This window comes from Microbacterium sp. SS28 (assembly GCF_022761035.1).
Lineage (GTDB): Bacteria > Actinomycetota > Actinomycetes > Actinomycetales > Microbacteriaceae > Microbacterium.
Genome location: NZ_JAKWJP010000011.1, coordinates 1 through 25701, shown reverse-complemented (window position 1 = coordinate 25701; position 25701 = coordinate 1). Strand labels below are relative to the sequence as shown.

The 25701-nt window shown below is 70.6% G+C and carries 18 protein-coding genes; 14 read left to right on the top strand and 4 right to left on the bottom strand.

The features are described 5' to 3' along the window. Window positions 1-64: 64 nt before the first annotated feature. From MJ607_RS19570 to MJ607_RS19525, 10 genes are all read left to right on the top strand, one after another. Window positions 65-1726: an ABC transporter substrate-binding protein gene (locus MJ607_RS19570; RefSeq protein ID WP_243077319.1), complete on the top strand. Its 1662-nt coding sequence runs from the start codon at window positions 65-67 to the stop codon at window positions 1724-1726. Between the two features lie 69 nt (window positions 1727-1795). Further along, window positions 1796-2818, top strand: a complete 1023-nt coding sequence (locus MJ607_RS19565; RefSeq protein ID WP_243077318.1) for an ABC transporter permease — start codon at window positions 1796-1798, stop codon at window positions 2816-2818. Further along, entirely contained in the window at window positions 2815-3660 is an 846-nt protein-coding gene (locus MJ607_RS19560) for an ABC transporter permease (RefSeq protein WP_243077317.1), read from the top strand. Before MJ607_RS19565 ends, MJ607_RS19560 begins: the two co-directional genes overlap by 4 nt. A gap of 20 nt (window positions 3661-3680) precedes the next feature. Beyond that, window positions 3681-5306 (top strand): ABC transporter ATP-binding protein, encoded by a 1626-nt coding sequence (locus MJ607_RS19555; RefSeq protein WP_243077316.1) that lies wholly within the window; start codon window positions 3681-3683, stop codon window positions 5304-5306. A 16-nt stretch (window positions 5307-5322) separates the two neighbouring features. Beyond that, a complete protein-coding gene (locus MJ607_RS19550) occupies window positions 5323-6525 on the top strand; it encodes a PLP-dependent aminotransferase family protein (RefSeq protein ID WP_243077315.1) in 1203 nt (400 codons plus the stop codon). Window positions 6526-6580: 55 nt separating this feature from the next. After that, window positions 6581-7642 (top strand): ATP-binding cassette domain-containing protein, encoded by a 1062-nt coding sequence (locus MJ607_RS19545; protein WP_243077314.1) that lies wholly within the window; start codon window positions 6581-6583, stop codon window positions 7640-7642. Next, a complete protein-coding gene (locus tag MJ607_RS19540) occupies window positions 7639-8439 on the top strand; it encodes an ABC transporter permease (RefSeq protein ID WP_243077313.1) in 801 nt (266 codons plus the stop codon). Before MJ607_RS19545 ends, MJ607_RS19540 begins: the two co-directional genes overlap by 4 nt. Window positions 8440-8548: 109 nt before the next feature. Further along, window positions 8549-11578 carry a hypothetical protein gene (locus tag MJ607_RS19535; protein WP_243077312.1) on the top strand — a complete coding sequence of 1010 codons (3030 nt, stop codon included), beginning with the start codon at window positions 8549-8551 and terminating at the stop codon, window positions 11576-11578. Between the two features lie 52 nt (window positions 11579-11630). Beyond that, window positions 11631-12428: a polyphosphate kinase 2 gene (gene ppk2 / locus MJ607_RS19530; RefSeq protein WP_243077311.1), complete on the top strand. Its 798-nt coding sequence runs from the start codon at window positions 11631-11633 to the stop codon at window positions 12426-12428. Window positions 12429-12446: 18 nt separating this feature from the next. Next, entirely contained in the window at window positions 12447-13589 is a 1143-nt protein-coding gene (locus MJ607_RS19525) for an NAD(P)/FAD-dependent oxidoreductase (protein ID WP_243077310.1), read from the top strand. 22 nt (window positions 13590-13611) lie between these two features. Here the strand turns inward: MJ607_RS19525 and MJ607_RS19520 are convergent, their stop codons facing one another. Continuing rightward, a complete protein-coding gene (locus MJ607_RS19520; protein ID WP_243077309.1) occupies window positions 13612-14025 on the bottom strand; it encodes a YccF domain-containing protein in 414 nt (137 codons plus the stop codon). 90 nt (window positions 14026-14115) lie between these two features. Between MJ607_RS19520 and MJ607_RS19515 the strand changes: the two genes are divergently transcribed. From MJ607_RS19515 to ligD, 3 genes are all read left to right on the top strand, one after another. Continuing rightward, on the top strand, window positions 14116-16593 hold the full coding sequence (locus tag MJ607_RS19515) for an ATP-dependent helicase (protein WP_243077308.1): 2478 nt from the start codon (window positions 14116-14118) through the stop codon (window positions 16591-16593). Window positions 16594-16709: 116 nt separating this feature from the next. After that, the gene (locus MJ607_RS19510; protein WP_243077307.1) at window positions 16710-17807 is read left to right on the top strand and encodes an SseB family protein; all 1098 of its coding nucleotides are present in this window, start codon (window positions 16710-16712) and stop codon (window positions 17805-17807) included. Window positions 17808-17922: 115 nt separating this feature from the next. Further along, on the top strand, window positions 17923-18954 hold the full coding sequence (gene ligD / locus MJ607_RS19505) for a non-homologous end-joining DNA ligase (protein ID WP_243077306.1): 1032 nt from the start codon (window positions 17923-17925) through the stop codon (window positions 18952-18954). Between the two features lie 9 nt (window positions 18955-18963). Here the strand turns inward: ligD and MJ607_RS19500 are convergent, their stop codons facing one another. The 3 genes from MJ607_RS19500 to MJ607_RS19490 form a co-directional block, all read right to left on the bottom strand. Further along, the gene (locus MJ607_RS19500) at window positions 18964-20100 is read right to left on the bottom strand and encodes a serine hydrolase (protein ID WP_243077305.1); all 1137 of its coding nucleotides are present in this window, start codon (window positions 20098-20100) and stop codon (window positions 18964-18966) included. A 348-nt stretch (window positions 20101-20448) separates the two neighbouring features. Next, window positions 20449-21747 (bottom strand): threonine/serine exporter ThrE family protein, encoded by a 1299-nt coding sequence (locus MJ607_RS19495; protein WP_243077304.1) that lies wholly within the window; start codon window positions 21745-21747, stop codon window positions 20449-20451. 215 nt (window positions 21748-21962) lie between these two features. Continuing rightward, window positions 21963-23009 (bottom strand): ATP-dependent DNA ligase, encoded by a 1047-nt coding sequence (locus MJ607_RS19490; protein ID WP_243077303.1) that lies wholly within the window; start codon window positions 23007-23009, stop codon window positions 21963-21965. A gap of 147 nt (window positions 23010-23156) precedes the next feature. On the opposite strand from MJ607_RS19490, the gene MJ607_RS19485 reads away from it, so the two are divergent. Next, window positions 23157-24737, top strand: coding sequence for an aspartate:alanine exchanger family transporter (locus MJ607_RS19485; protein WP_243077302.1), 1581 nt, complete (start codon window positions 23157-23159; stop codon window positions 24735-24737). The last annotated feature ends 964 nt before the right edge of the window (window positions 24738-25701 follow it).

Here is a 25701-nt window from a genome sequence, read left to right as displayed (position 1 = left end):
CTGAAACTGCGACGCCCGCACCGGCGCCGCACCTCCACCCCGAAACACAGCAAGGAACCACACCATGACACTCCGCACCCGATACCCGCTTCGACGGGTCGCCCTCGCCGCCACCGCGGCACTCGCGACGGTCGCCCTGCTCGCCGGCTGCGCGAGCGGCACTGCGCCGCAGGCGGCCACCACCGCCGATGAGCCCAAGGAGGGTGGCGACATCACCTTCCTCATCGATTCGCTCGGCGCCACCTGGATCCCCAACTCGAGCTCGATCTCGAGCTACCAGGGCCACGTGTGGGGTCACCTCACCGACAAGCTCATCTACGTCGACGAAGAGGGGAACCTGAGCCCCTGGGTCGCCGAGAGCTGGGAGCAGAGCGACGACGCCACAGAGTTCACGATCCACCTCAAGGACGGCGTGACCTTCTCGGACGGCACACCCGTGGACGCCGACGCGGTCGTCGCCAACATCGACATCTGGGCCAAGGGCGATCCCGACAAGGGCATCGCGCGCATCGGACTCTTCCCCTCGGCGAATTACGTCGGCGCCGAAGCCGTCGACGACGCGACAGTCACGGTGACGTTCGCCAAGCCCACGCTGAGCTTCATCCCGACGCTCGCCTACCACGGCTCGATCCTCATCTCGCCCGAAACGCTCGCGCTTCCGGCCGAGGAGCAGGCCGATCTCTCGAACGACATCGGCAGCGGCCCGTTCGTCGTCGAGTCGTGGAAGGAGGGCGACAGCGTCGTCCTGACCAAGCGCGACGACTACGACTGGGGTCCCGAGGCGCTCGAGCACACCGGCCCCGCGTACCTCGACTCGATCACCTACAAGATCGTCGCCGAGCCGACGCTGCGCACGGGCTCGGTCGAGTCGAATCAGGCCGACGTCGCCTACAACGCCTCGCCGCAGGAGCTCGACGCACTGAAGGACGAGGGCCTGGTCGTCGCCACGCCCCGCTACCTCGGCTTCGTCAACGGCTACGCGCTCAACACGTCCGTCGCGCCGTTCGGCGACGAGGCGGTGCGCCAGGCGTTCTCGCACGGCATCGACCGCGACGAGATCCTCTCGACCGTCTACACGGACGACTGGCACGCGGCCGAGACGTTCGTGCAGAGCAACGTGCCCGAGGCGACCGACCACAGCGACGCCTTCGCGTACGACCCGGAGGAGTCCGAGAAGCTCCTCGACGACGCCGGCTGGGCCCCGGGCGCAGACGGCATCCGTGAGAAGGACGGGCAGCAGCTCGCCGTCACGCTCTACGCCAACCCGTACCTCGCGACGTCCAAGTCGATCGATGAACTCGTGGCGCAGCAGCTCGCGGAGATCGGCTTCAAGGTCGATATCGAGGCCTACGACGTCGTGACCTACGGAGAGAAGGTCATCGGCAACAAGACGCTGCAGGCCAACGAGATCACGCGCAGCTTCGTCGACATCGGCACGATCCCCGGTGTCCTCACGGGAAGCAACCAGGGTGATGAGGACTGGTTCAAGCTCGGCACGAGCGACACGACGCTCAACGAGCTTGCGGCCGAGCTCTCCTCGGCGACAGACAAGGACTCGCGCGCGGCGACCTTCGAAGAGGTGCAGCAGTACGTCCTCGAGCAGGGCTACTTCGTGCCGATCACGCAGATCGTGCAGCGCATCTATGTGCAGACGCCCGATCTCGAGGGCGTCACCTACAACGGACTCGCCTACGCGAACTACTACACCGCCTGGCTCGACCGCTGACCCCGACCGGGGCGCCGCCTCTCGCGAGCGCGGCGCCCCGGCATCCCCTTCGAATCCGAGGATGCCGACATGAAATCCCCTTACGCGCGGTTCGCGCTCTCGCGCACAGCGCAGGCGGTCGTCGTCGTGCTGCTCGCCTACATCTTCACGTTCCTCGTGATCAGCGTGCTGCCCGGCGACCCTGTGTCGAGCACTCTCAAGAACCCCGACAACGGCTTCACGCAAGAGGACATCGACCGCATCGTCGCCTATTACGGTCTCGATGAGCCGCTGCTGACGCAGCTGTGGACCTCGCTCTCGCGCTTCGTCGTCGGCGACTTCGGCATCTCGCTGCGCTCGAACCTCCCGGTCAAGCAGCTCATCGCCGAAGCTCTGCCTTCGACGCTCATCCTCGCCTCGACGGCATTCATCGTCGCGCTCGTGCTCGCCGCGCTCATCGCGTGGGGCAGCCAGGTGCTGCCCCCGAAGTACGGCCAGGGCATCGTGCGGGCCTTCCCGTCGCTCTTCCTGTCGATCCCGAACTTCGTCATCGGCCTGCTGCTCATCCAGGTCTTCGCCTTCGGGCTCGGCTTGTTCCGGGTCATCGACTCGGAGAGTCCGTGGTCGACGTTCTTCGCCGCGATCGCGCTCGGCATCCCCGTCTCGGCGCAGCTGGCAGAAGTGCTCATCGCGAATCTCGATCACGAGTCGCGTCAGGAGTACGTCGCCGTCGCACGCTCGCAGGGCCTGCGCCGGTCGAGCCTCTTCGCCCGTCACCTCGTCAAGCCGTCCGCGCTGCCGACGATCACGGTGCTCGCCCTCATCGTCGGCGAACTCCTCGGCGGGTCGCTCATCACGGAGTCGATCTTCGGCCGCACCGGCATCGGCACTCTCGTGCAGCGCGCCGTCGCGAGCCAGGATCTGCCCGTCCTGCAGGCGGTCGTCTCGCTCGCCGCCATCATCTTCATCGTCGTCAACCTCATCGCCGACCTCGCGTACCCCCTGCTCGACCCGCGCGTGAGCATCGACGGCGCCTCACGCCCGCGCGCCGTCTCGCCGGCCGCCGACCAGCCCATCCGCACCCCGCTTCAGGAGGAGGTGAGCGTCATATGACCGGCGCCGCCCTCACGTTCCGCCGACCCGTCGTGGCGACGCGCGCGCTCGCGACCGCCGTGCCGCCGACCGTCGTCATCTCCTTCATCGCTCTCGCGATCGTCCTCGCCTGGTCGTTCGCGCCCGCGCTGTTCACGTCGCACGACCCGGCTGTGGGCATCCCGGAGGACAAATTCCTGCCACCGAGCCTCGCGCACTTCTTCGGGACGGATCAGCTCGGCCGCGACCAGTTCGCCCGCGTCGTCTTCGGCACGCAGTCGTCGGTGCTGAGCGCGCTCGTCGCGGTCGTCATCGGCGTCGTCGTGGGCGGAGTGATCGGCCTGCTCGCCGGGTTCTTCGGCGGATTCACGGATGTCGCGCTCGCCCGCGTCGTCGACGTGCTGCTCGCGATCCCGAGCTTCCTCCTCGCCGTCGTCATCGTGAGCTCGCTCGGGTTCCAGACGATCAACGCGGCCATCGCGACGGGAGTGTCGGCCGTCGCCGTCTTCGCCCGCGTCATGAGGTCGGAGGTCATCAAGACCCGCCGCGCGGTGTTCGTCGAGGCATCCGCTCTCCAGGGCGGCTCGCGCGGGCACATCCTCTTCCGCCACGTGCTCCCCAACGCCTCGCGCTCGGTGCTGACGCTCGCGGTCCTGCAGTTCGGACTGTCGATCCTCGTCATCGCGGGCCTCGCATTCCTCGGCTACGGCGACCCGCCCCCGGCGTCGGACTGGGGCCTGCTCATCTCGTCGGGCAAGGACTACCCGCGGGCTCCCTGGCTGCTCTTCTACCCGGCCCTCGTCACCGTCTTGACGGTGCTCTCGATCAATCGCATCAGCCGTTGGCTGCGCAAGACCTCCTGACAACGACAGAAGGATCACTCATGACGTCTCACGATCTCCTCCGTGTCGAAGGGCTGTCCGTCTCGTACGGCTCGAGCCAGGTCGTCTTCGATGCCGGGTTCCGGTTGCAGCGGGGCGAGAGCCTCGCGCTGATAGGCGAGTCTGGTTCGGGCAAGTCGACGATCGCGCGCTCGGTTCTCCGGCTGCTGCCCGAGGGCGCGAAGGCCCAGGGTGGCGTCTTCTTCCAGGGCACCGAGACCCTCGCCCTGCCCGAGCGGCGGTTCCGACCGCTGCGCGGCCGCGAGATCGGCTTCGTGCCGCAGGACCCCGGCAACGCCCTCAACCCCGTCCGTCGCATCGGGGCGCAGGCGCACGAAGCCGCCGCGCTCGTCGAGCCGCGCGACGCCCGCGCTCGCCGCCTGCTGATCCTCGACACGTTCGAGAAGGTCGGCCTGCACGACCCGCAGCGGGCCTACGACTCCTACCCGCACCAGCTGTCCGGCGGCATGCTGCAGCGCGTGCTCATCGGACTCGCCCTCATCCCCGCACCCTCGCTCATCGTCGCCGACGAGCCCACGAGCGCTCTCGACGTCACGATCCAGAAGCGCATCCTCGACCTGCTGACCCAGCTGCAGACCGAGCGCGGCATCGGACTGCTGCTCATCACCCACGATCTCGCGATCGCCGGCGAGCGGACCGACCGCATCGTCGTGCTGAAGGACGGACGGGTTCAGGATGCCGGTGCCACCGGCGACGTCTTCGCCCAGCCCGGCTCCGATTACACTCTGCGCCTGCAGTCCGACGCCCCCGCGCTCAACCCCGAGCGCTACGAGGCGCTGCGCGCACTGCGCCGCCCCGTCGCGGGCGCGCCGAACCGCATCGAGGTCTCGGGGCTGACGAAGGCCTTCGGAGCGGGCGCCGACACCGTCCGCGCGGTCGACGACGTCTCGTTCTCGGTGCCCGCGGGCACGACGCACGCGCTCGTGGGGGAGTCGGGCTCGGGCAAGACGACGGCCCTTCGCGTCCTGCTCGGCCTCGAGGATCCGGATGCCGGCACGGTCCTCGTCGACGGGGAGTCGATCGTCGGCCGCAGCGCCGACGACGTGCGCGGCATCCGTCGTCATCTGCAGCTCGTGTACCAGAACCCCTTCACGTCGCTTGATCCCGCGTGGCGCGTCGGCACGATCGTGCGCGAGCCGCTCGAGCGCTACCGCGTCGGCACGCGCCGCGAGCGCGCCGCCAAGGTCGCCGAGACGCTGACGGCGGTCGGGCTCACGGAGGCGCACGCGAAGCGCCGCCCCGCCGAGCTGTCGGGCGGGCAGCGCCAGCGTGTCGCGATCGCGCGGGCGCTCGTGCTCGAGCCGGACGTCATCGTGCTCGACGAGCCCACGAGCGCACTCGATGTGAGCGTGCAGGCCGACATCCTCGAGGTGCTGCTGCGCCTGCAGGCCGAGCGCGGCCTGACATACCTCTTCGTCTCACATGATCTCGCCCTCGTGCGTCAGGTCGCCGACACCGTCTCGGTGCTGCAGCACGGCAGGGTCGTCGAGAGCGGCCCCGTCGAGCGCGTCTTCGCAGCGCCGCAGGAGAAGTACACGATCTTGCTGCTGTCGGCCATCCCGCAGCCCGAGTCGCGCATCCCGACCGCCCTCGCACGCACGGCGTGAGAACTGGAGCATCCGCATGACCCTCGACACCCTTCCCGCCACCGACCGTCGCACGGCGCTCGTCGCCGCCCTCACGGCACCCAAGGGCTTCGGCGACCAGACGCTGCGCGACCGACGACCCGACGCGATCGAGCTGCTCGGCGGCATCCCCGACCCTGCGGCCCTGCCGGCGGCGGCGCTCGCCGAGTCGGCTGCCCGTGTGCTCGCCGAGCCGGGGCTGCCCGCTCTGCAGTACTCGCGCACCGAGGGCATCCCCGCCCTGCGGGAATGGATCGCGCGGCGCGAGGGCGTGCCCGTGTCGCGCGTCATCGTGACGAACGGCGGATTCCACGGCCTCGCCCTGGCGATCCAGACGACCGTCGAGCGGGGCGAGCTCGTCGCCGTCGACAACCCGATCTTCCCGCTCTTCCTGCGCGGACTCGAGCTCTCGGATGCCCGCACCCTCCCGGTCCGCGTGGGCCGCGACGGACTCGACCTCGACGAGCTCGAGTCGCACCTGCACAGCGGCGTCCGCCCCGCCGCCCTCTACACGGTCCCCGACTTCCACAACCCTTCGCAGGGCTCGCTGCCGCTCGAGAAGCGGCGCGAGCTCGTGCGGCTCGCCGAGCACTACGGCTTCGTCGTCTTCGCCGACAACCCGTACCGCGAACTGCGCTTCGAGGGCCCGGCCCCCCACGAGGAGCCGTTCAACCACTCCGAGCGCGTCATCCACGTCAACACCTTCACCAAGACGCTCGGACCCGGCCTGCGCCTCGGATGGCTCGTGCTGCCGGAGGGGCGCGCCCGCGACGTCGTGGCGCTGCGCAGCCGCCAGGACTCGCACTCGTCGACGCTCGTCGAGTCGGTCATCGCGGACTTCCTGACGCACGACGACGGCGTCTTCGACCGCACGCTCGAGGGCGCCCGCGCGCTCTACGCGGAGCGCGCCCGCACCCTCGCCGGTGCGCTCGAGCGCGAAGCGCCCGGAGTGTTCGAGATCGACGTCCCGCTCGGCGGCCTCTTCCTGTGGCCGCGTCTGCGCGACGACAGCATCGACGCCGACCGCCTCGCCGACGACGCGAGCGCCGAGGGTGTCGAGTACCAGCGCGGGTCGTTCTTCCCGTCGGGGCCGGGGACGGATGCCGCACGCCACCTCCGCCTCGCCTTCGGCGACACCCCGGCCGAGCGACTCGCCGAAGCTGCCGCACGCATCGGACGGGCGGTGCGGAGACAGCTCTGATGATCGCGGAACGATGCGGACCGTATCTGTCCGCATCGCTCCCTAGCCTGGCCGCATGGCGAACGCACCGATCATCGAGGCTCAGGGACTCACCAAGAGATTCCCTGATCAGCCCAAGAAGAACTCCAAGAAGAAGACCGTCGAGGCCGTCGTCGACCTCACGTTCCAGGTCGAGCGCGGCGAGCTCGTCGCGTTCCTCGGGCCGAACGGCGCGGGCAAGTCGACGAGCCTGCGCATGCTCACGACCCTCATCCCTCCGACGGCCGGCTCGGCGAGGGTCGTCGGCCACGACATCCTGAAGCAGCCCTCCGCCGTGCGGGCGCGCATCGGATACGTCGGCCAGCTCACGAGCGGCAGCTTCGCGCAGCGCGCCCGCGACGAGCTGCTGAGCCAGGGCGCCTTCTACGGGATGCCGCGGGCCGCCGCCGCTCAGCGTGCCGACGAGCTCATCGAGTCCCTCGATCTCGGCTCGTTCGCGACCCGCTCCGTGCAGCAGCTGAGCGGTGGGCAGAAGCGCCGGCTCGACATCGCGCTCGGCCTCATGCACGCCCCGCCGCTGCTGTTCCTCGACGAGCCGTCGACGGGACTCGACCCGCAGAGTCGCGCCAATCTGTGGCAGCACATCCTCGACCTGCGCGCCCGGCACGGCACGACGGTGTTCCTCACGACGCACTACCTCGAAGAGGCCGACCGCTACGCCGAGCGGGTCATGGTCATGGACAGGGGCCGCGTCATCGCCGACGACACCGCGACGGCGCTCAAGGCCAACCTCGCGGGCGACGTCCTGACGTTCGGCTTCGCTTCTGCCGACGAGGCGGATCGGGCGGCATCCGTCCTCCGGGGGCTCACCGATCGGGCCGTGCGTCGCGAGGGAGGGGTCGGGGGGACCGTCGTCCTCACGGCGCCGAAGGGCGACGCGCTGCTGCCCGCGGCCGTGCGGGCACTCGACGCGGCGGGGATCGCGGTGCGCACGGCGACGGGCGTGCCGCCGACGCTCGACGACGTGTTCCTCGCGCTGACGGGCCGGACGCTGCGCGAAGCCGGCGAGGGCGAAGCGCCGGAAGACGAAGAGGCAGAGGCGGCCCCCGCGGCCGAGACGACAGGAGCAGAGCGATGACCACCGTGAGCAGCCCCGCGACCAAGCCCGACACCGCCGTGCGGCAGAACCCCGCACGCGACACGTGGAACGTGCTGACGCGCGAGCTCAAGCCCGTCGTCCGCGACCCCTTCACGCTCATCTTCAGCCTCGTGCAGCCGCTCGTCTTCCTCGGGCTGTTCGCGCCGCTGCTCATCGGCTCGTCGGGGCAGCCCGCGGCCGAGACGCTGCAGTGGTTCGTGCCGGGCGTGCTCGTCATGATCGTGCTGTTCGGCACGGGCGCGACGGGCTCGAACCTGCAGTACGAGATGATGACGGGCTCGCACGAGCGCACCCTCGTCGCTCCGCTCGCGCGCTCATCGCTGCTCGTGGGGCGCGCGCTCAAGGAGATCGCGCCGATCGTCGTGCAGTCGATCATCATCGTCCTGATCGCGTGGCCGTTCGGCTTCACGATCAACCCCGCAGGGCTCGTCATCGGTCTCGCGCTGCTCGCCGTCTTCGGCGTGGGCCTCGGCTCGCTGTCGTACACACTCGCGCTCAAGACGAAGGACCGCGAGTGGCTCTTCTGGGGCGTGCAGCAGACGCTCATCTTCCCGCTGCTGATCCTCTCGGGCATGCTCCTCCCGCTCGACGACGGCCCCGCCTGGATGAAGGCCGTCTCGGCCGTCAACCCCGTCAACTGGGTCGTGCAGGCCGAGCGCGCGCTGTTCGCGGGAGACCTCGGCGATATCACGGTGCTGTGGGGCTGGCTCGCGGCGCTCCTTCTCGCGGCGCTCGGCCTGTGGGCCGGCGTGCGGGCGATCCGCACCTCGAGCTGACGGCGGTCGGGTGGGGCGGGCATCGGAACCATAACGATTCCCGCCTCGCCCCGGGCGCGGCCCGTCGCCCGGGCAGATGCCCAGGTTGCACCCCCATAGGCTTCTCCCCATGTCAACGGCGCGACGACGTGGCATCCTCGCCGTCGTCACCGCCATCGTCCTCCTCGCCCTCGGTCTCGGCGTGGGGGTCGTGGTGGGTGACGCGATCGGGATCCGCACCGAACCATCCACCCAGATGACGCCGGCCGACGCCGTCGTCCCCGCGATCTCGGGACCCGTCTTCGCCCCCGCGTTCACGTCCGTCGACGCTCCAGACAGTCCTCAGGTCGCCGCGGCTCTCGATGAGCTGACGGATGCCGCCGCCGGCGTCGAGACGCAGGGCGAGGCATCCCTCACCGTCGTGGTCCAGGGCTCGGGAACCGGCGACTCGTACACGATGAGCGGAAACCCGACCGCGCTGCGCATCGATGCGGCGAGCGAGGCCGGCGCGGCGCGCGGCGTCTACGACATCGCCGACTCCGTCCGCGTCGGGTCGCCGGTCGAGGCGCTCATCGGCGAGCACGCCGCATCCGCGCTCCCGTTCCGCATGGTCGACCTCGGCGCCGTCGGCGTCGACCCCGATCCGTCGCAGTGGGAGGACGGCACCGACTACTCCCACGTCTCGCGCGCCTTCGAGGACGTCTACCTCGCCGACCCGCCCTACATCGACCAGGACGCGCTCGCCGCGGCGTACGAGGACTGGGAGACGTTCCTCGCGCACTCCGTCGCGAACGGGTACAACGCCGTCTCGTGGCCGGGCTTCATCGAGTTCGCGACCTTCGAGCAGGTGCCGGGCGTCTACCCCGAGGGCGACCCGCACGTCGCGCGCGCCCTCGCGCTGCGCGAGGCGTTCGGGCCGTTCTGGGACCGCGCGGCCGAGCTCGGCGTCAAGATCTTCCTGCGCACCGACATGCCGACGCTCACCCCCGAGCTGGCCTCCTACTTCGACCGCGAGTTCGGCGGACTCGACACCGAGAACCCCGAGCTGTGGCAGGTCTACACGGCGGCGCTCGATGAGCTTTACGCCGCCGAGCCGGCTCTGTCGGGCATCCTCATCCGCATCGGCGAGGGCGGCAACGTCTACCAGGAGCCGGGTTGGGACTACTACTCCGAGATCGCCGTGCGCACCGTCGAGGCCGTGCGCACGATGCTCGAGACGTATTCGGCGCAGGCCGAGGCATCCGCTCGCGAAGTGATCTTCCGCACGTGGAGCGTCGGCATCGGCGACGTCGGCGACATGCACACCGACGCCGAGTCGTATCACGCCGTGCTCGACGGGCTCGATTCGCCCGCGCTGATCGTGTCGACGAAGTACACGCTCGGCGACTTCTACAGCTGGCTCCCGCTCAACGACACCCTCGCTGTGGGCGACCAGCGGCGGATCGTCGAGTTGCAGAGCCGCCGAGAGTTCGAGGCGTTCGGCTCGTTCCCCAACGACCTCGGCGCCGAGTACCAGTGGGCGCTGCAGACCCTCCTCTCCGAGAACCCCCACATCGAGGGCATCTGGACCTGGACGCAGGACGGCGGCCCGTGGCGCGCCGGCCCCATGTCGCTCTACCTCAAGACGGGCTTCTGGCAGCTCTACGAGCTCAACACGCAGGCCGCCGCCGCGCTCGCGCGCGACCCGCAGACCGACATCGGCCAGGTCACGGTGGACTGGGCGAAGGAGTGGTTCTCTGACGACCCCGCGACCGTCGAAGCGATCGCCGACGCCATGACCCACTCGCGCGAGGCGATCGCGCAGGGCCTCTACATCGAGCCGTTCGCCGAGGTGCGCACCTTCGCGCTGGGCCTCGAGCCGCCGCCCCAGATGTGGATCTTCGAGTGGGACATCCTCACGGGGGACTCCGCGACGCTCGGCCTCATCTACGACGTCACGGGCGACCGCGTCGACGAGACGATCGCCGCGGGCCACGCAGCGGTCGCCACGGCCGAGGACATGCGCGACACAGTGGCGGGGACGGATGCCGCGTCCTGGCGCGACCCCGCGATGCGCGAGGACTTCGTCGCCGCGCTGGACTACCAGGCCGACGTGCTGCGCCTTCTGGCGTCGTACCGCGCGATGTTCCTGCAGGACATGCGCTGGCACGACACCCTCGACCCCGCAGCCCGCGCCGCGTGGGAGCAGGCGCGGAACGACTTCACGGCACTCGCCGACACCCACCTCGAGACCTACACGGGCGACCTCGACCACCCGGCATGGAACCTCACGGCGGCGCAGCTCGCGGTGCAGCGCTCCGACCGCGACGAGGCGATGGCGTGGGTCGCCCGCATCCTCCTCGTCCTCGCGATCGCGTGGCTCGTGATCGGCATGATCGCGACGCGCACGCGCCTGGTCCGTCGCCCCGGCGCCGCCGCGGCGCGCAGCACGTGGGTCGCCTCGACGCGCCCGTGGCGGGCGCGGGAGTCGATCCTCGGCATGCTGCCGCTCGACCGCTGGCTGCTCATCATCGTGCCGGGCGCACTCCTCGTCGCGACGCGGGCCGTGCAGACGTCGTTCCTCTCGTGGGTGCATCTCGCGGTCGTCCTCGGCGCGTGGATCCTGTTCGTCGTCACGGTGGACCTCTTCCTGCGCCGCCGTTCGCCGCTCCCCGTCATCGCCGCGGTCGGCGGAGCCGTCGTGCTCCGCTGCATCGTCGCGCTCGCGGCGCTGTCGTTCTCGGGTCCCGGTGGCTACTGGTTCGCGTTCTGGACCGATCCGACCCGGCGTGCGGTCTACATCACCATCGCGTTCGCGCTCTTCGTGTGGGTGTTCGTGGCGGCCGGCTGGGCGCTCTCGACGCAGCTGGGCCGTCGCCGCGCGACGGGTGTCATGCTGACCGCCATCGGAGCGGCCCTCGCGATCCCGGCGACCGTCGTCGCGATCATCGGCCTCGAGCCCGTGCTCTCGGCGTGGAACGACCAGATGGGGCTGCTCCCGTGGGGGCTCGCCCGCATCCTCGGACTCACGACGTATCTCGAGATCCCGGCCGACACGGCGTGGTGGGCGGCGGCCTTCGGCGCCGTCCTGCTCGTGGTCGGAGTGCTCCTCACCCTTCCGTGGCGCGGCCAGGCCGCCGACGCGGCCTGGGCGCGTGATCCCGAACCCGCTCGGGGCTAGGCTGACGCCACGTGCGCGCCCTCGCCGCACGGGGTGACCACGGGAGACGCAGATGTCGAAGAAGTCCAAGGCCGACGGCGAGCTGTCCGCCAAGCAGTACGCGAAAGAGCTCAAGAAGCTGCACATCGAGCTCGTCAAGCTGCAGGAGTGGGTCAAGCACGCCGGCCTCAAGGTCTGCATCGTCTTCGAAGGCCGCGACGGGGCCGGCAAGGGCGGCGTCATCAAGGCGATCACTGAGCGCGTGAGCCCGCGGGTGTTCCGCGTGCAGGCGCTCTCGGCGCCGACCGAGCGCGAGCAGAGCCAGATGTACATCCAGCGGTACATCCCGCTCCTGCCCGCCGCGGGCGAGGTCGTCATCTTCGACCGCAGCTGGTACAACCGCGCCGGCGTCGAGCGGGTCATGGGCTTCACGGACGACGAGACGGCGCGCAAGTTCCTCCAGCAGACGCCCTTCGTCGAGCAGGCCATGGTCGACTCCGGCATCATCCTGCTCAAGTACTGGCTCGAAGTGAGCCCCGAGGAGCAGACGCGGCGCCTCGAGGACCGCATCCACGACGGCCGCAAGACGTGGAAGCTCTCGCCGATGGACCTCAAGTCGTACAACCGCTGGTACGACTACTCGCGGGCGCGCGACGAGATGTTCGCCGCGACCGACACCCCCACGGCGCCGTGGCACGTCGCGATCTCGGACGACAAGGAGAAGGCGCGGCTCAACATCATCGCGCACCTGCTCTCGCAGATCCCCTACGAGGAGGTGCCGCACGAGGACCCCGTGCTCCCCGCGCGCCAGCTGCCCGGCGACTACGTCGAGCCGAACTACCCGTACCGATACGTCCCGACGCAGTTCTGATCCGCGGAGGGCTGAGGGATGCCGTCGCACGTCGTCGTGCTCGGTGCCGGATTCGGCGGGCTCGAGCTGACGAGCACGCTGCTCGACGAGCTCGGGGGAGACGTCGAGATCACGCTGATCGACAAGACCGCGGGGTTCGTGTTCGGGTTCTCGAAGCTCGACGTCATGTTCGGACGGACGACGGCCGAGGCCGTGTTCCATCCGTACGCGGATGCCGTTCGTTCCGGCGTGCGGTTCGTTCAGGCCGAGATCACGGCGATCGACGCGGCCGCGCTGCGCGTCGCGACGACCGAGGGGGAGTTCGCGGGCGACCACCTCGTGATCGCCCTCGGCGCCGACTACGACATTCCGCGCACACACGGCCTCGCCGAGGTGGGGCACGAGTTCTACAGCGAGGCGGGCGCCTTCGCGCTGCGCGACGAGCTCGCCCGCTTCGAGGGCGGTGACGTCGTGATCGGCATCACGGCGGGCCCGTTCAAGTGCCCGCCCGCGCCGAGTGAGACGGCGCTGCTCGTCGACGAGATGCTGCGGGCACGCGGCATCCGGGACCGCTCGTCCGTTTCGCTCGTCATGCCGTTCCCGCGACCCATTCCGCCGGCACCGGATGCCTCGTCCGCGCTCCTCGCGACGTTCGAGGAGCGCGACATCGCGTGGCACTCCGACACGGGTGTGCGGTCGCTCGACGCCGCCGCGCGGGTCGCGCGTCTCGGCGACGGCACGGCGCTCCCGTTCGACCTCTACCTCGGCGTGCCCGTGCATCGGGCGCCCGCCGTGCTCGTCGAGTCGGGGCTCACGGTCGAAGGGTGGGTGCCCGTCGACGCCGCAACGCTCGAGACGCCGTGGCCGGGAGTGTTCGCGGTCGGCGACTGCGCCGCCGTGGGCACACCCCGAGCCGGCGTCTTCGCCGAGCGGCAGGGTGCGACGGCGGCGCGGCGGATCGCATCCCGCATCCGCGGTGAGGGCGCCGATGCCGCGTACGACGGGCGGGGCATCTGCTACATCGAGTTCGGGGGAGACGAGGTCGGGATCGTCGAGGTCGCGTTCTTCGAGGGCCGCCCGAACGGCACGCTGCAGGGGCCGTCGCGCGAGCTCGCGGAACACAAGCGCGAGTTCGGGGCATCCCGCATCCGCCGCTGGTTCGGACGCGACTGGACGCCCTGACGGGATCCGGGCGGGCGCCGGGTCAGACGCCGCGCTGCGCCAGCGCCTGGTCGAAGCTGCCGCCGCGCGTCGAGACGATGTCCTTGCCGAGCGGCATGAGCGAGATCGGCACCATCTTGAAGTCGGCGATGCCGAGCGGGATGCCGATGATCGTGATGCACAGCAGGATGCCCGACGCGATGTGGGCGAGCGCGAGCCACCAGCCCGCGAGGATGACCCACACGACGTTGCCGAGGAACGACCACACGCCCGAGTTCTGCTTTGCGACGATCTGGCGCCCGAACGGCCACAGCGCGTAGCCGGCGATGCGGAACGACGCGATGCCCCACGGGATCGTGATGATGAGGATGCACAGCAGGATGCCCGCGGCGACGTAGGCGAGGAACAGCCAGAAGCCCGACAGCACGAGCCAGATGATGTTCAGCAGGGTGCGCACGCACCCATCCAATCAGGCCCCGCCTGATCGGAGCCCCTTCCTCGTCCGCCACGGGTGGGTGTCCGTGCGCGCGCCTAGACTTGAAGCGCCATGACCGACGCCTCCGCGGCCGCGCAGCGCGCGGCATCCGTCCCTCTCATCGTCGGCTCGCACGCCGGCCCGCAGTCTGAGGGTTCCCGCCCCGACGCCGAGCTGCTGACCGGTCTCAACGGGCCCCAGCGCGACGCCGTGACCTATCGCGGGCCCGCGCTGCTCATCGTCGCGGGCGCAGGGTCGGGCAAGACGAGCGTCCTGACGCGCCGCATCGCGTCGCTGCTGTGGAACCGCGAGGCGTGGCCGAGCCAGATCCTGGCGATCACCTTCACGAACAAGGCCGCGGGCGAGATGCGCGAGCGCGTGCAGCACCTCGTCGGATCGAGCGCGGCGCAGGGGATGTGGATCTCGACGTTCCACTCGGCGTGCGTGCGCATCCTGCGCCGCGAGGCGCAGCAGTTCGGGTTCACCAAGGCCTTCACGATCTACGACTCGGGCGACTCGCGCGCCCTCATCAAGCGGCTCGTCAAAGAGCACGAGGCCGACGCTTTCGGGCTCACCCCGGCGGCGGTGCAAGGCAAGATCTCCAAGCTCAAGAACGAGCTGGCGGATGCCGAGTCCTACGCGCGGCAGGCCAATATGAACGACCCTGCCGAGCGCATCTTCGTCGACCTGTTCGCCGACTACCAGCGCGCCCTGCAGAAGGCCAACGCGTTCGACTTCGACGACCTCATCGGGCAGACGGTGTACCTGTTCCGCGCCTTCCCGCACGTCGCCGACGTGTACCGGCGCCGGTTCCGGCACATCCTCGTCGACGAGTACCAGGACACCAACCACGCGCAGTACGCGCTCATCCACGAGCTCACGCGGCCCCTCTCCGAGCCCGAGGGCGAGTCGTATGCCGATTCCGGCATGATGATCTTCGACGCGCCGGCGGCGGATGCGCCCGAACCCGCGTCGCTCACGGTCGTCGGCGACTCCGACCAGTCGATCTATGCGTTCCGCGGCGCCGACATCCGCAACATCACGGAGTTCGAGCGCGACTATCCGGGGGCGAAGGTCGTGCTCCTCGAGCAGAACTACCGCTCGACGCAGAACATCCTGAGCGCCGCCAACGCCGTCATCAGCAACAACTTCGACCGCAAGGACAAGAAGCTCTGGACCGACGTCGGTGCGGGCGAGAAGATCGTCGGCTTCACGGGCTACTCGCAGCACGACGAGGCGCAGTTCGTCGCCGACGAGACCGAGCGGCTGCGCCGCGCGGGCATCGACTACTCGTCGATGGCCGTCTTCTACCGCACGAACTCGCAGTCCCGCGCGCTGGAAGAGATCTTCATCCGCTCGGCCGTGCCCTACAAGATCATGGGCGGCACGAAGTTCTACGAGCGCGCCGAGATCAAGGACGCCCTCGCGTACCTCGTCGCTGTCGCGAACCCCGCCGACGAGATGGCGGTGCGCCGCATCCTGAACAAGCCTCGGCGCGGCATCGGCGACGTGACCGAGACGGCGATCGCGCGCTACGCCGCCGACGAGGGCATCACGTTCCGCGACGCGCTCGCGAACGCATCGGCGCTCGGCGTCGGGCCCAAGATCCAGGCGGGCATCGCGCAGCTCGACGCGGTGCTGGCCGAGGCCTCCGCTCACATGCTTCCCGCGTCGGGTGAGCTCGCGCCACCCACGGCCGTCGCCGAGGGGCTGCAGCTGCTGCTGCAGAAGACGGGCTACCTCGACGCGCTGCGCGCGAGCCGCGACCCGCAGGACGAAGCGCGGCTCGAGAACCTCGACGAGCTCGTCGCCGTCGCCCGCGAGTTCGCGCGCAACAACCCCGAAGGCACCGTCATCGACTTCCTCACGGAGGTCGCGCTCGTCTCGGACGCCGACGACCTCGAAGATGCCTCGGGGTCGGTCTCGCTCATGACGCTGCACACCGCGAAGGGCCTCGAATACGACGCCGTGTTCGTCACGGGTGTCGAGGAGGACCTCATCCCGCACCGCATCTCGGCGGGCGAGCCGGGCGGTCCGCAGGAGGAGCGGCGACTTTTCTACGTCGGGGTGACCCGTGCGCGGAAGCGGCTCTACTTCACCCTCGCGATGACGCGCGCCCAGTTCGGCGAGGTCACCGTCGCGATGCCGAGCCGCTTCCTGCAGGAGATCCCGGCCGAGCTCGTCGACTGGCGCCAGTCGCCCGGCGACGTCAACTCGCGCGGCGGCACGCAGTCGCGCGCTCTCAACGCGCGGCGCCCCGGGGGCGGATTCGGCGGCTCCGGTTCGGGATCGAGCGCGAGCCGCTACGGCGGCGACCTCGTGCCGAAGTCGACATCGATCGATCGCTTCGCCAACCGCATCCCCGCGAAGGTGCGCGACAACGGCGACATGGAGCTCGCCCCGGGCGATCGCATCCGCCACGAGGACTTCGGCGAGGGTCGCATCGACGCGATCACGGGCGAGGGCGCCAAGCGCGTCGCGCACGTGCGCTTCGAGAAGGTCGGCGCGAAGAAGCTGCTCGTCAAGATCGCCCCGATCGAGAAGCTCTAGCGCGGCGCAGGCTCGATCGGCCCGCATCGCGCGGTGTGCCGCCGGGCGTGGTGCGCGCGTCCGCGGCTTCGGCAGACGTCCAGGTGTGCGCCGCGAGCGCGGGTTAGGCTCGTCTGATGGCCCTGTTCTCGCGCCGAAGCAAGCAGTCCTCCGATCCCGTCGAGTCTTCCGAGCCCACGGAGACTCCCGCTCCCGCCTCACCGGACGCCGTCGCGGACGTCGAGCCGACGCCCGCGCCCGACGCGGTCGCGGCGGCGGCGGACGAGGAAGATGCGGCGACGGATGCTGCGGCGACGGATGCTGCGGCTGCGGCATCCGTCGGCATCTCGGTCTCGTCCTACCGCGGAATGGGTGCCACCCCGCCCGCTCCGCCCGTGCGGCCCGCCGCACCGGTCGCGCCGCAGCGCGTCGCGAACGAGACGGCGCCCCCCGTCACCGAGACGCTGCCGGGGCTGCGCGACAACGTGCTGCTCGCCGACGCACTGTCGAAGCTCCCCGCCCGGCCGACGCCGCCGCAGATCGTGGAGGTCGCGCGTCAGCTGCTGCAGGGGCAGCTGATCCTGCGGGTCAAGGGCGATGCCCGGTCGCTCCTCTCGCAGGGCGCGCAGCCGCCGCTCGCGGTCGTGAAGCTCGGCGAAGAGACGTTCGTCGTCGCCTACAGCACCGGGGGTGCCCTCGCCGCGAGCGTCCGCGCGGACGGCGACACCGACACGTCGGCGATGGGGCAGTCGTCCGCCGCCGTCATCCGCTACGTCCTCGCGAGCCCGCACGCGGGCATGCTCATCGACCCCGCATCTTCGCCCGCGACCGCCGTCCTGCGCCGCGAGATGCTCGAGAAGATGCTCGAGGGCATCGACCCCGCGTCGAGCATCAAGACCCTCCTCGCGGGCGAGCGCACACCCGCGACCGCGGCCGCGGTCTCGGAGGCACTCACGCACGTCCCGTTCTGGGTCGCCGTGAGCCGCGTCGAGGACTCCGACCGGCTCGGCATCGCGGAGTCGCGCACGACGAGCGGCGAGCGGTTCATCGAGCTCTTCTCGCACCCGCTCGAGGTCGTCGCCCTCGGTCGGGGTGACCGTCCTGCGCCCATGACGGGGGAGCAGCTCGGCAAGGCGCTGCGCTCCGACCCCGAGCTCACGGGCGTCGTAATCGACTCCGCGGGGCCGTGGATCCGGCTCACGCGTTCGGATCTCGCGGTCATCGTCGACGCCTGAGCCCGGAGCGGGTCGGCGCAGGGCGGCCTGCTCGCCCCCGCTCGTCCCTGCCCGACCGCGCTCGTCGAGACCGCGACCCGTGACGGATGACGGACCCAGCGCCTAGGGTCGGACCATGGCGTCCCCGCGCATCACCCTGACCGTTCCCGGTCCCGACGGAGACCGCGAAGTCGGGCTCTCGAGCCCCGACCGCGTGATCTGGCCGGCCCTCGGCATCACCAAGCGCGAGCTGGCCGAGTACCTCATCACCGTCGCCGAGCCGTTCCTCGCCGCGAACGGTCAGCGGCCCGTGTCGCTCGAGCGGTTCCCCGAGGGCATCGAGGGCGAGCGCTTCTACTCGAAGAACCCGCCCAAGGGCGCGCCGGCCTTCGTCGAGGCGCAGACGGTGACGTACAACAGCGGGCGGCGGCATCCACAGATCGTCGTCACGGAGATCGCGGCAGCCGTGTGGGCCGCACAGATGAACACCGTCGTCTTCCATCCGTGGGCGTCGCTCGCCTCGAACACCGACAACCCCGTCGAGCTGCGGATCGACCTCGACCCGCAGCCGGGGACGGATTTCCAGGATGCCGCGGCCGTCGCGCCGGCCCTGCGCGACGTGCTCGCCGAAGCCGGGCTCGACGCCTTCCTCAAGACGAGCGGCAATCGCGGCATCCACGTCTTCTGTCCGATCGAGCCGGAGTGGGAGTTCCTCGAGGTGCGGCACGCCGTCATCGCGGCGGGCCGCGAACTCGAGCGTCGGCTGCCCGACAAGGTCACGATGAACTGGTGGAAGGAAGAGCGCGGCGAGCGCATCTTCATCGACTTCAACCAGGCCAACCGCGACCGCACGATGGCGGGTGCCTACAGCCCCCGCGCTCTGCCCGGCGCGACTGTCTCGACTCCGGTCACCTGGGACGAGCTCGCGGCGGGCGTCGATCCTGCGGCCTTCACGATCCGATCGGTGCCGCAGCGGCTCGCCGACCAGGGCGACCCGTGGGCGTCGCTGCTCGAGAAGCCGGGCCGCATCGACACGCTCCTGGAGTGGGGGCAGCGGGACCTCGAGAACGGGCTCGGCGAGCTGCCGTTCCCACCCGATTTCCCGAAGATGCCGGGTGAGCCGCCGCGTGTGCAGCCGAGCCGCAAGAATGCGGCGAACTGGGACTGAGCCGGCGGCTCAATCGGCGGCGCCGAGCTCGTCGAGGATCGCTTCCGCCAGGGCGATGGCATTGCCCGGCGCCATCGCGCCGTCGCCGCGCTGATCGCCGGCCGCGATCTCGGACGCCACCACGACGACGGCGTCACGCTCCGGGTGGACAATGACGATGGTTCCTCCCATTCCCATCGCGCAGGCGTAGCCGCCCTCGACGTCGACCCACCACTGGAATCCGTAGTCCTCGATCGTCCACTCCGTCTGCACATGGGCCGCGGTGGCCTGCGCGATCCATGACTCGGAGACGACCTGGACGCCTTCCCACCTTCCTCCGTCGAGGTAGAGCTGGCCGATCCGGGCCAGATCCGAGGGACGCAGCTTGATGCGTGCGGAGCCGAGGTGCACGCCTTGGACGTCCACGGGCCAGGCGAAATCGGCGTCCTCGTAGGCGCGGAACAGCGCTTCCTCCTCCTCCGGCGGGACGAAGATCGGGGGCTCGAGCGCGGGTTCGCTCGGGATGCCGAGCGGGTCGAAGAGATTCTGCCGGGCGAACTCGAGCACCGGCATCCCGCTCGCTTCGGCCACGACCGCGGCGAGGATGTGCGAGCCGGCGGCGGAGTAGAAGAACGATCCGTCTCCTGGGCCGAGCAGGGCCCGGTTCGCGAGGATCGCTCCGACGGGATCGGGGGTCGACCATACGTCGGTCACGCCTGTGAAATTCGCCGTGTGCGTCAGCACGGCCGAGAGCGGGATCGCGCTCGTCTCCGCCGTGAGGTCGTCGGCCCAGCGGGGCAGCAGCTCGCCGAGCGTCGCATCCACGTCGCGGATGAGGCCGCGGTCGACGGCTACTCCGACGAGCGTGGCGACGATGCTCTTGGTGACCGACCGGATGTCCCAGTAGTCATCCGGGCCGGATTCGACGTAGCGCTCGTAGACGGGCTCGCCATGCTCGTGCACCAGCACGGCGCGCAGGGCGTGATGCGGATCGTGCTCCTCGAGGGTGATCTCGACGGATCGGTCGATCCCCGTCGTCGGGGTCGGCGAGGGATCAGGGGCCGGGTCGGCCGTGCATGCCGAGACCGCGACGACGAGCAGGAGGATCGCGGGAATGATCCGGGTCCTTCGCGCCGATCGGGTGGGGCGGCGTGGCGAGGGTGACATGGCTGCCTCCCGTGGAGGGTGACCGTGACGCGCACGATACGCCTCTCGTCGCGGCTACGGCAGGGCCCTGGGTGAGGGTCCTTTTACACGGCCGAAGGCCGAGCGGCGCCGTCGCGCCCGGCGTAGTTTCGATGTCAGACGAAGAGAGCGACGGACGGCCGACGGCCGAGACCTCGCCGCCTCGCTCTCTTCGTCGAACCGTTGAGATTCGGCCCGCAGCCGCGCGACCCCCCGCGCGCCGCTGCGGGCCTCTTTCTGTCCCAGCGCCGTGCCTAACAGCGGATTCCTTGGGAGACACGCCGGTTCGGGATGCCTCGGCCCGGCGTGTTGCCGAGAATCCCCGTCGCGTCAGGGGTCAGCGCGACCCCACTCGCGCTCGGTGAGGATGCGAGCCACAGTGAGGCCGATCGCGAGTGCGACGACGACCGACACGGCCTGGACGCCGTGCTGCACGGCCGACACCGTGTCTCCGTCGATCGTCGCGACAATCGCGCGGTACGCCGCCGCGCCCGGCACCATGATGAGCACGGCGGGGACCGAGAGGGTGACGCGCGGGGCGTCGAGCCAGCGCACCGCGATGAACGCGCCCACGCCCACAGCGAGGCCGGCGAGCGCTGCGGCGATGGCGGGCATGACGCCGGCGTCGACGAGCAGCAGTCGTCCGACGTTGATGACCGCCCCGATGACTGACGCCGTCAGCGCGACGCGCCACGGCGTGCAGAACAGGAGCGCGAAGCCGAGCACGCCGACGAAGCCTGCGACGAGTCGCACGGCCGACAGCGCGGGCTCGCCGAACGGCGGAGGCAGCGTCAGGGTTGCGCTCGACTGGAACGCCGCGGCGATCGCCCAGACCGCGGTCCCCGTCGCGAGCAGCACGAGGCACGCGTACGTCACGCGGGCGATGCCGGCGTGCAGATCGAGGCGCGCGAGGTCCATCGCTCCGGTCACGAGGGCGAAGCCGGGAACGAGGAACAGCACAGCGCTCGTCATCGCGGCATCGTGCCCGCCTTCGGCCAGCCGCGTGACGTCGATCAGCGCGACGATGCCCAGGTAGCCCAGCAGCGCGACGACCGCCGACAGGAACACCACGAAGAACTCGTTGATGCGCGCCCGGAGGAGGCGCATGCGCACCCACTGGCCGCCCGCGACGGCGAGGCCCACGGCGACGGCCTCGACCCACGTGCCGTTGTTCAGCAATGCGAATGCGGCACACGCCGCGGCGGCCGCGATCACCCGGACGGCCGTCGGATAGCGCGGCGGGCTCGACTCGATCCGGTCGAGCCTCGATTGGAGATCGGATGCCGTCATCCCGGCTTCGGCGGCATGCGACAGCCGCTGGAGGCGCACGATGCGGTCCGCGTCCACGCCCGGTCGGATCTCGGCCACGCGCGTGCGGTAGAGCGAGCCCCGTTGTGCGGTGAGGACGATGTCGGTCATGCCGACGCGAGAGTGGAGCCCGTCGATGGCGAGCCCCTGCGCGACGCGCTTCATGGAGTCGCGGACGCGGGCCGACGACGCGCCGGCGCCCAGCATGAGCCGCCCGAGCCGGAGGACGGCGTCCACGCGGGCGATGAAGTGCAGCGGCTCGAGCCGCAGCTCGGCCGTCTCGGTCGGCTCGTCCTCGCCTCTTCCCGGTGCCGGCGACATGCTCCGATCATGGCACTCGGCGGTCCCGCGCCGAGCGCGCTCGTGACGCGCCGTCCGCGCCCGCGCCGTGCACAACGGCAGATCCCGTGCGAGACACGCCGGTCCGGGATGCCGCCACCGGCGTGTCACAGACAATCCCCGCAGCTGTGCCCGCTGATGGGCCCGGCCGCGGCCTCGGCCTCGGCGAGGCGAGGGACGAGAGGCGCCCGCGACGCTCAGTCCAGGACGTCGCCCAGGTCGTAGGCCGAGACAGCCTCGAGCTGCTCGTATGTGCACGAGCGGGGCTCGCGGTCGGGGCGCCACCGGTCGAACTGCACCGTGTGCCGGAACCGCCACCCCTCGAGCTGGTCGTAGCGCACCTCGAGCACGCGCTCGGGGCGCAGGTGCACGAACGACGAGTCGCGTCCCGCTGCTGAGAAGCGCGACTTCTCGCCGTCGCCCTTGACGGGGTTGCCGTCCTCGTCGCGCACGACGAGCGGGTCGAGCTCGTCGACGAGTTCGAGCCGGCGCTTGTCGCTCCATGCAGCGACGCCGCCGACGGGGTAGAGCGTGCCGTCCTCGCCGTACAGCCCGACCAGCAGCGATCCGACGCCCTGACCCGACTTGTGCACGCGGTAGCCGAGCGCGACGACATCGGCCGTGCGCGCGTGCTTGATCTTGAACATCGTGCGCTTGTTCGGCGCGTACGGCTGAGCGAGCGGCTTCGCGATGACGCCGTCGAGCCCCGCGCCCTCGAACTCCGAGAGCCAGCGCTCCGCGAGGGCCGCGTCGGCGGTCGTGCGCGTCACGTGCACAGGGTGCGGGACCCCCGTGAGCAGGTCCACGAGCTCGGCTCGGCGCACCGAGAACGGCTCGGACTGCAGGTCGCGCTCGCCGCGCACGAGCAGATCGAAGGCGATGAACATCGCGGGCGTCTTCTCCGAGAGCATCGAGACGCGGGATGCCGCGGGGTGGATGCGCTGCGTCAGCGACTCCCAGTCCAGCCGCTGCGCCCCCGGCGCACCCTTCGGCACGACGATCTCTCCGTCGAGCAGGCACGGCTCGGGAAGGAGACGGGCGAACGCCTCGACGAGCTCGGGGAAGTACCGGGTGAGCGGCTTCGCCCCGCGCGATCCGATCTCGACGGACTCGCCGTACCACGAGATGAGGGCGCGGAAGCCGTCCCACTTCGGCTCGTACGAGAAGGGGCCGGCAGCGGCATCCTGAGCGGGAACCGCGGGGACGGACTTGGCGAGCATCGGCGCGGGGATCTCGTGCGGCATGCGTCCATCCTGCCCGCCCTCGTCGACATCGCACAGGCTCAGGGGTCGCCCGCAGATGACGACGCCGCACGGCGCGGACGTGGCGCACAGATGTCTCCACGGGCAGACTCGGAGCGAACGCGCACGCGCGGGACGGGAGCACATCGCATGGACGTCGTCTTCGGGTTCCTCGCCGCGCAGCCGGTGATCGTGGTCTTCCTGCTCGTGGGGCTCGGGTCGGCGTTCGGCCGGATCCGCATCGCAGGGGTGTCGCTCGGCGCCGTCGCGGTCCTGTTCGCGGCCATGGGGCTCGTCGCGTGGAGTGTCGCCGTGGGGCAGCCCATCGCGATCCCGGCCTACATCGGCGACGTCGGTCTCGTCGTCTTCGCGTTCTGCACCGGCATCCTTGCGGGTCCTGGATTCTTCAACGCGATGAAGACGGCGTACCCGCTCATGATCGTCGTGAGCATCGTGCTCGCGCTCGCCGCCGGCACAGCCCTCGTGCTCGGCAAGTGGGCGGGTCTCTCGGCGGTCACGATCGCGGGCGTGTTCGCGGGCGCCGCCACGAACACGCCGGCGCTCGCCGCGACGGGCGGCAGCGCCGAGGCGACGGTCGGCTATGCGAGCACCTACGCGTTCGCGATCGTCGCGGCCATGGCGGCCGTCGCCCTCGCGCTGCGCAACCGCGAGAAGGATAAGGACACCCCGAGCCCCATCGTCGACAAGCCCGTGCGCGTCGACACGACCTCCATCCCCAAGGCGGCCGACATCGCCAAGGCCCACGGCGACCGCGTGACGTTCTCGCGCCGCAGCCCCGCGGGCGACGGGCCGATCGAGGCGATCGGGCCCGACACGACCCTCTCGGCGGGCGACGTCGTCAACGTCGTCGGACCGAGCGACGTCGTGGACGCGATCGCCGCCGAGCTCGGTCACACGTCGGCGATCGACATCACGCGCGATCGCAGCCGGCTCGACTTCCGCCGCATCATCCTCTCGGAGTCCCGTCACGCGGGCCGGCCGATCGCGAGCCTCGGGCTGCAGGCCCGCTTCGGCGCCAACATCGTGCGGGTGCGCCGCGGCGACGTCGAGTTCGTCGGCAGCCCGACGTTCGTTCTGCAGCTCGGTGACCGCCTGCGGGTCGTCGGCCCGATCGACACGATGCCCGCCGTGACGTCGTACCTCGGCGACTCCGAGCGGGGCCTCGCCGACATCAACCCGGCGATCTTCGGACTCGGCATCACGGTGGGCCTGCTCCTCGGGGCGATCCAGATCCCGCTGCCCGGCGGGACGCATTTCAGCATCGGATTCGCGGCGGGCGCCCTCATCATCGGCCTCATCATGGGCCGCGTGGGGCGCATCGGCCCCGTCGTCACGGCGCTTCCGCATACTGCCTCGACCGTGCTCGCCGAGTTCGGCCTGCTCGTCTTCCTCGCCTTCGCGGGCGCCAACGCGGGGTCGCTCATCGTGCCCGCGTTCGTCTCCGGCGAGGTGTTCCAGCTCGCCGGGATCGGCGTCGCCGTGACCCTCGTCGCGACCTTCGGCACGTTCCTCGTCGTCAAGTACGTCTTCCGCACGGGCGGCACGCGGCTGTCGGGCGTCGTCGGGGGCGCGCAGACCAACCCCGCGATCCTCGGGTTCGCGAACTCCCGCACGTCGTACGACGTCCGGGTCGCACTCGGCTACAGCCTCGTGTATCCCGCGGCGATGGTTGTGAAGATCCTGCTCGCCCAGGTGCTCGTCGTCTTCTGAACGCGACCCCGCCGCCGGAGGCGCGCACAACGTCGGGGATCGTCGCCGACACCCTCGACCCCGCATCCGGAGCCCGCGTGTCGGGACGAGTCCGCGCCGTGGCCCCGGTGATTCGGGGTGAGCACCTGCCGCCTCCGCACGCCTGACCCGGCACGAGCTCACCCCACGCGGCGTGGCCCCGGTGATTCGGGGTGAACACCTGCCGCGTCCGTGGGCCTGACCCGGCACCAGCTCACCCCGCGCGCCGTGGCGCCGGTGATTCGGGGTGAGATTGCGCCGCCTCCGCACGCCTGACCCGGCACGAGCTCACCCCACGCGCCGTGGCCCCGGTGATTCGGGGTGAGCACCTGCCGCGTCCGCACGCCGCCTCCGCAGGCCTCACCCGGCGCGAATTCACCCCATGCGCCGTGGCCCCGGTGATTCGGGGTGAACACCTGCCGCCTCCGCAGGCCTCACCCGGCTCGAGCTCACCCCACGCGCCGTGGCCCCGGTGATTCGGGGTGAACACCTGCCGCATCCCCACGCCTGACCCGGCACCAGCTCACCCCACGCGCCCCGGTGATTCGGGGTGAACACGCGCCGCCTCCGCAGGCCTCACCCGGCGCGAATTCACCCCATTCGCCGTGGCCACGGTGAATCGGGGTGAACACCTGCCGCCTCCGCAGGCCTGACCCGGCGCGAGCTCACCCCACGGGCCGTGGCTCCGGTGATTCGGGGTGAGCACGCGCCGCCTCCGCAGGCCTCACCCGGCGCGAATTCACCCCACGGGCCGTGGCCCCGGTGATTCGGGGTGAGCACGCGCCGCCTCCGCAGGCCTCACCCGGCGCGAATTCACCCCACGGGCCGTGGCCCCGGTGATTCGGGGTGAGCACCTGGGTCAAGTCCTTTTGAGTGGTGTATCCGGTCGCGTGTGATCCCTCGTGTTGTTATGCGGTGAGGGCGCGGTAGTCGGGTTCGGGGATCT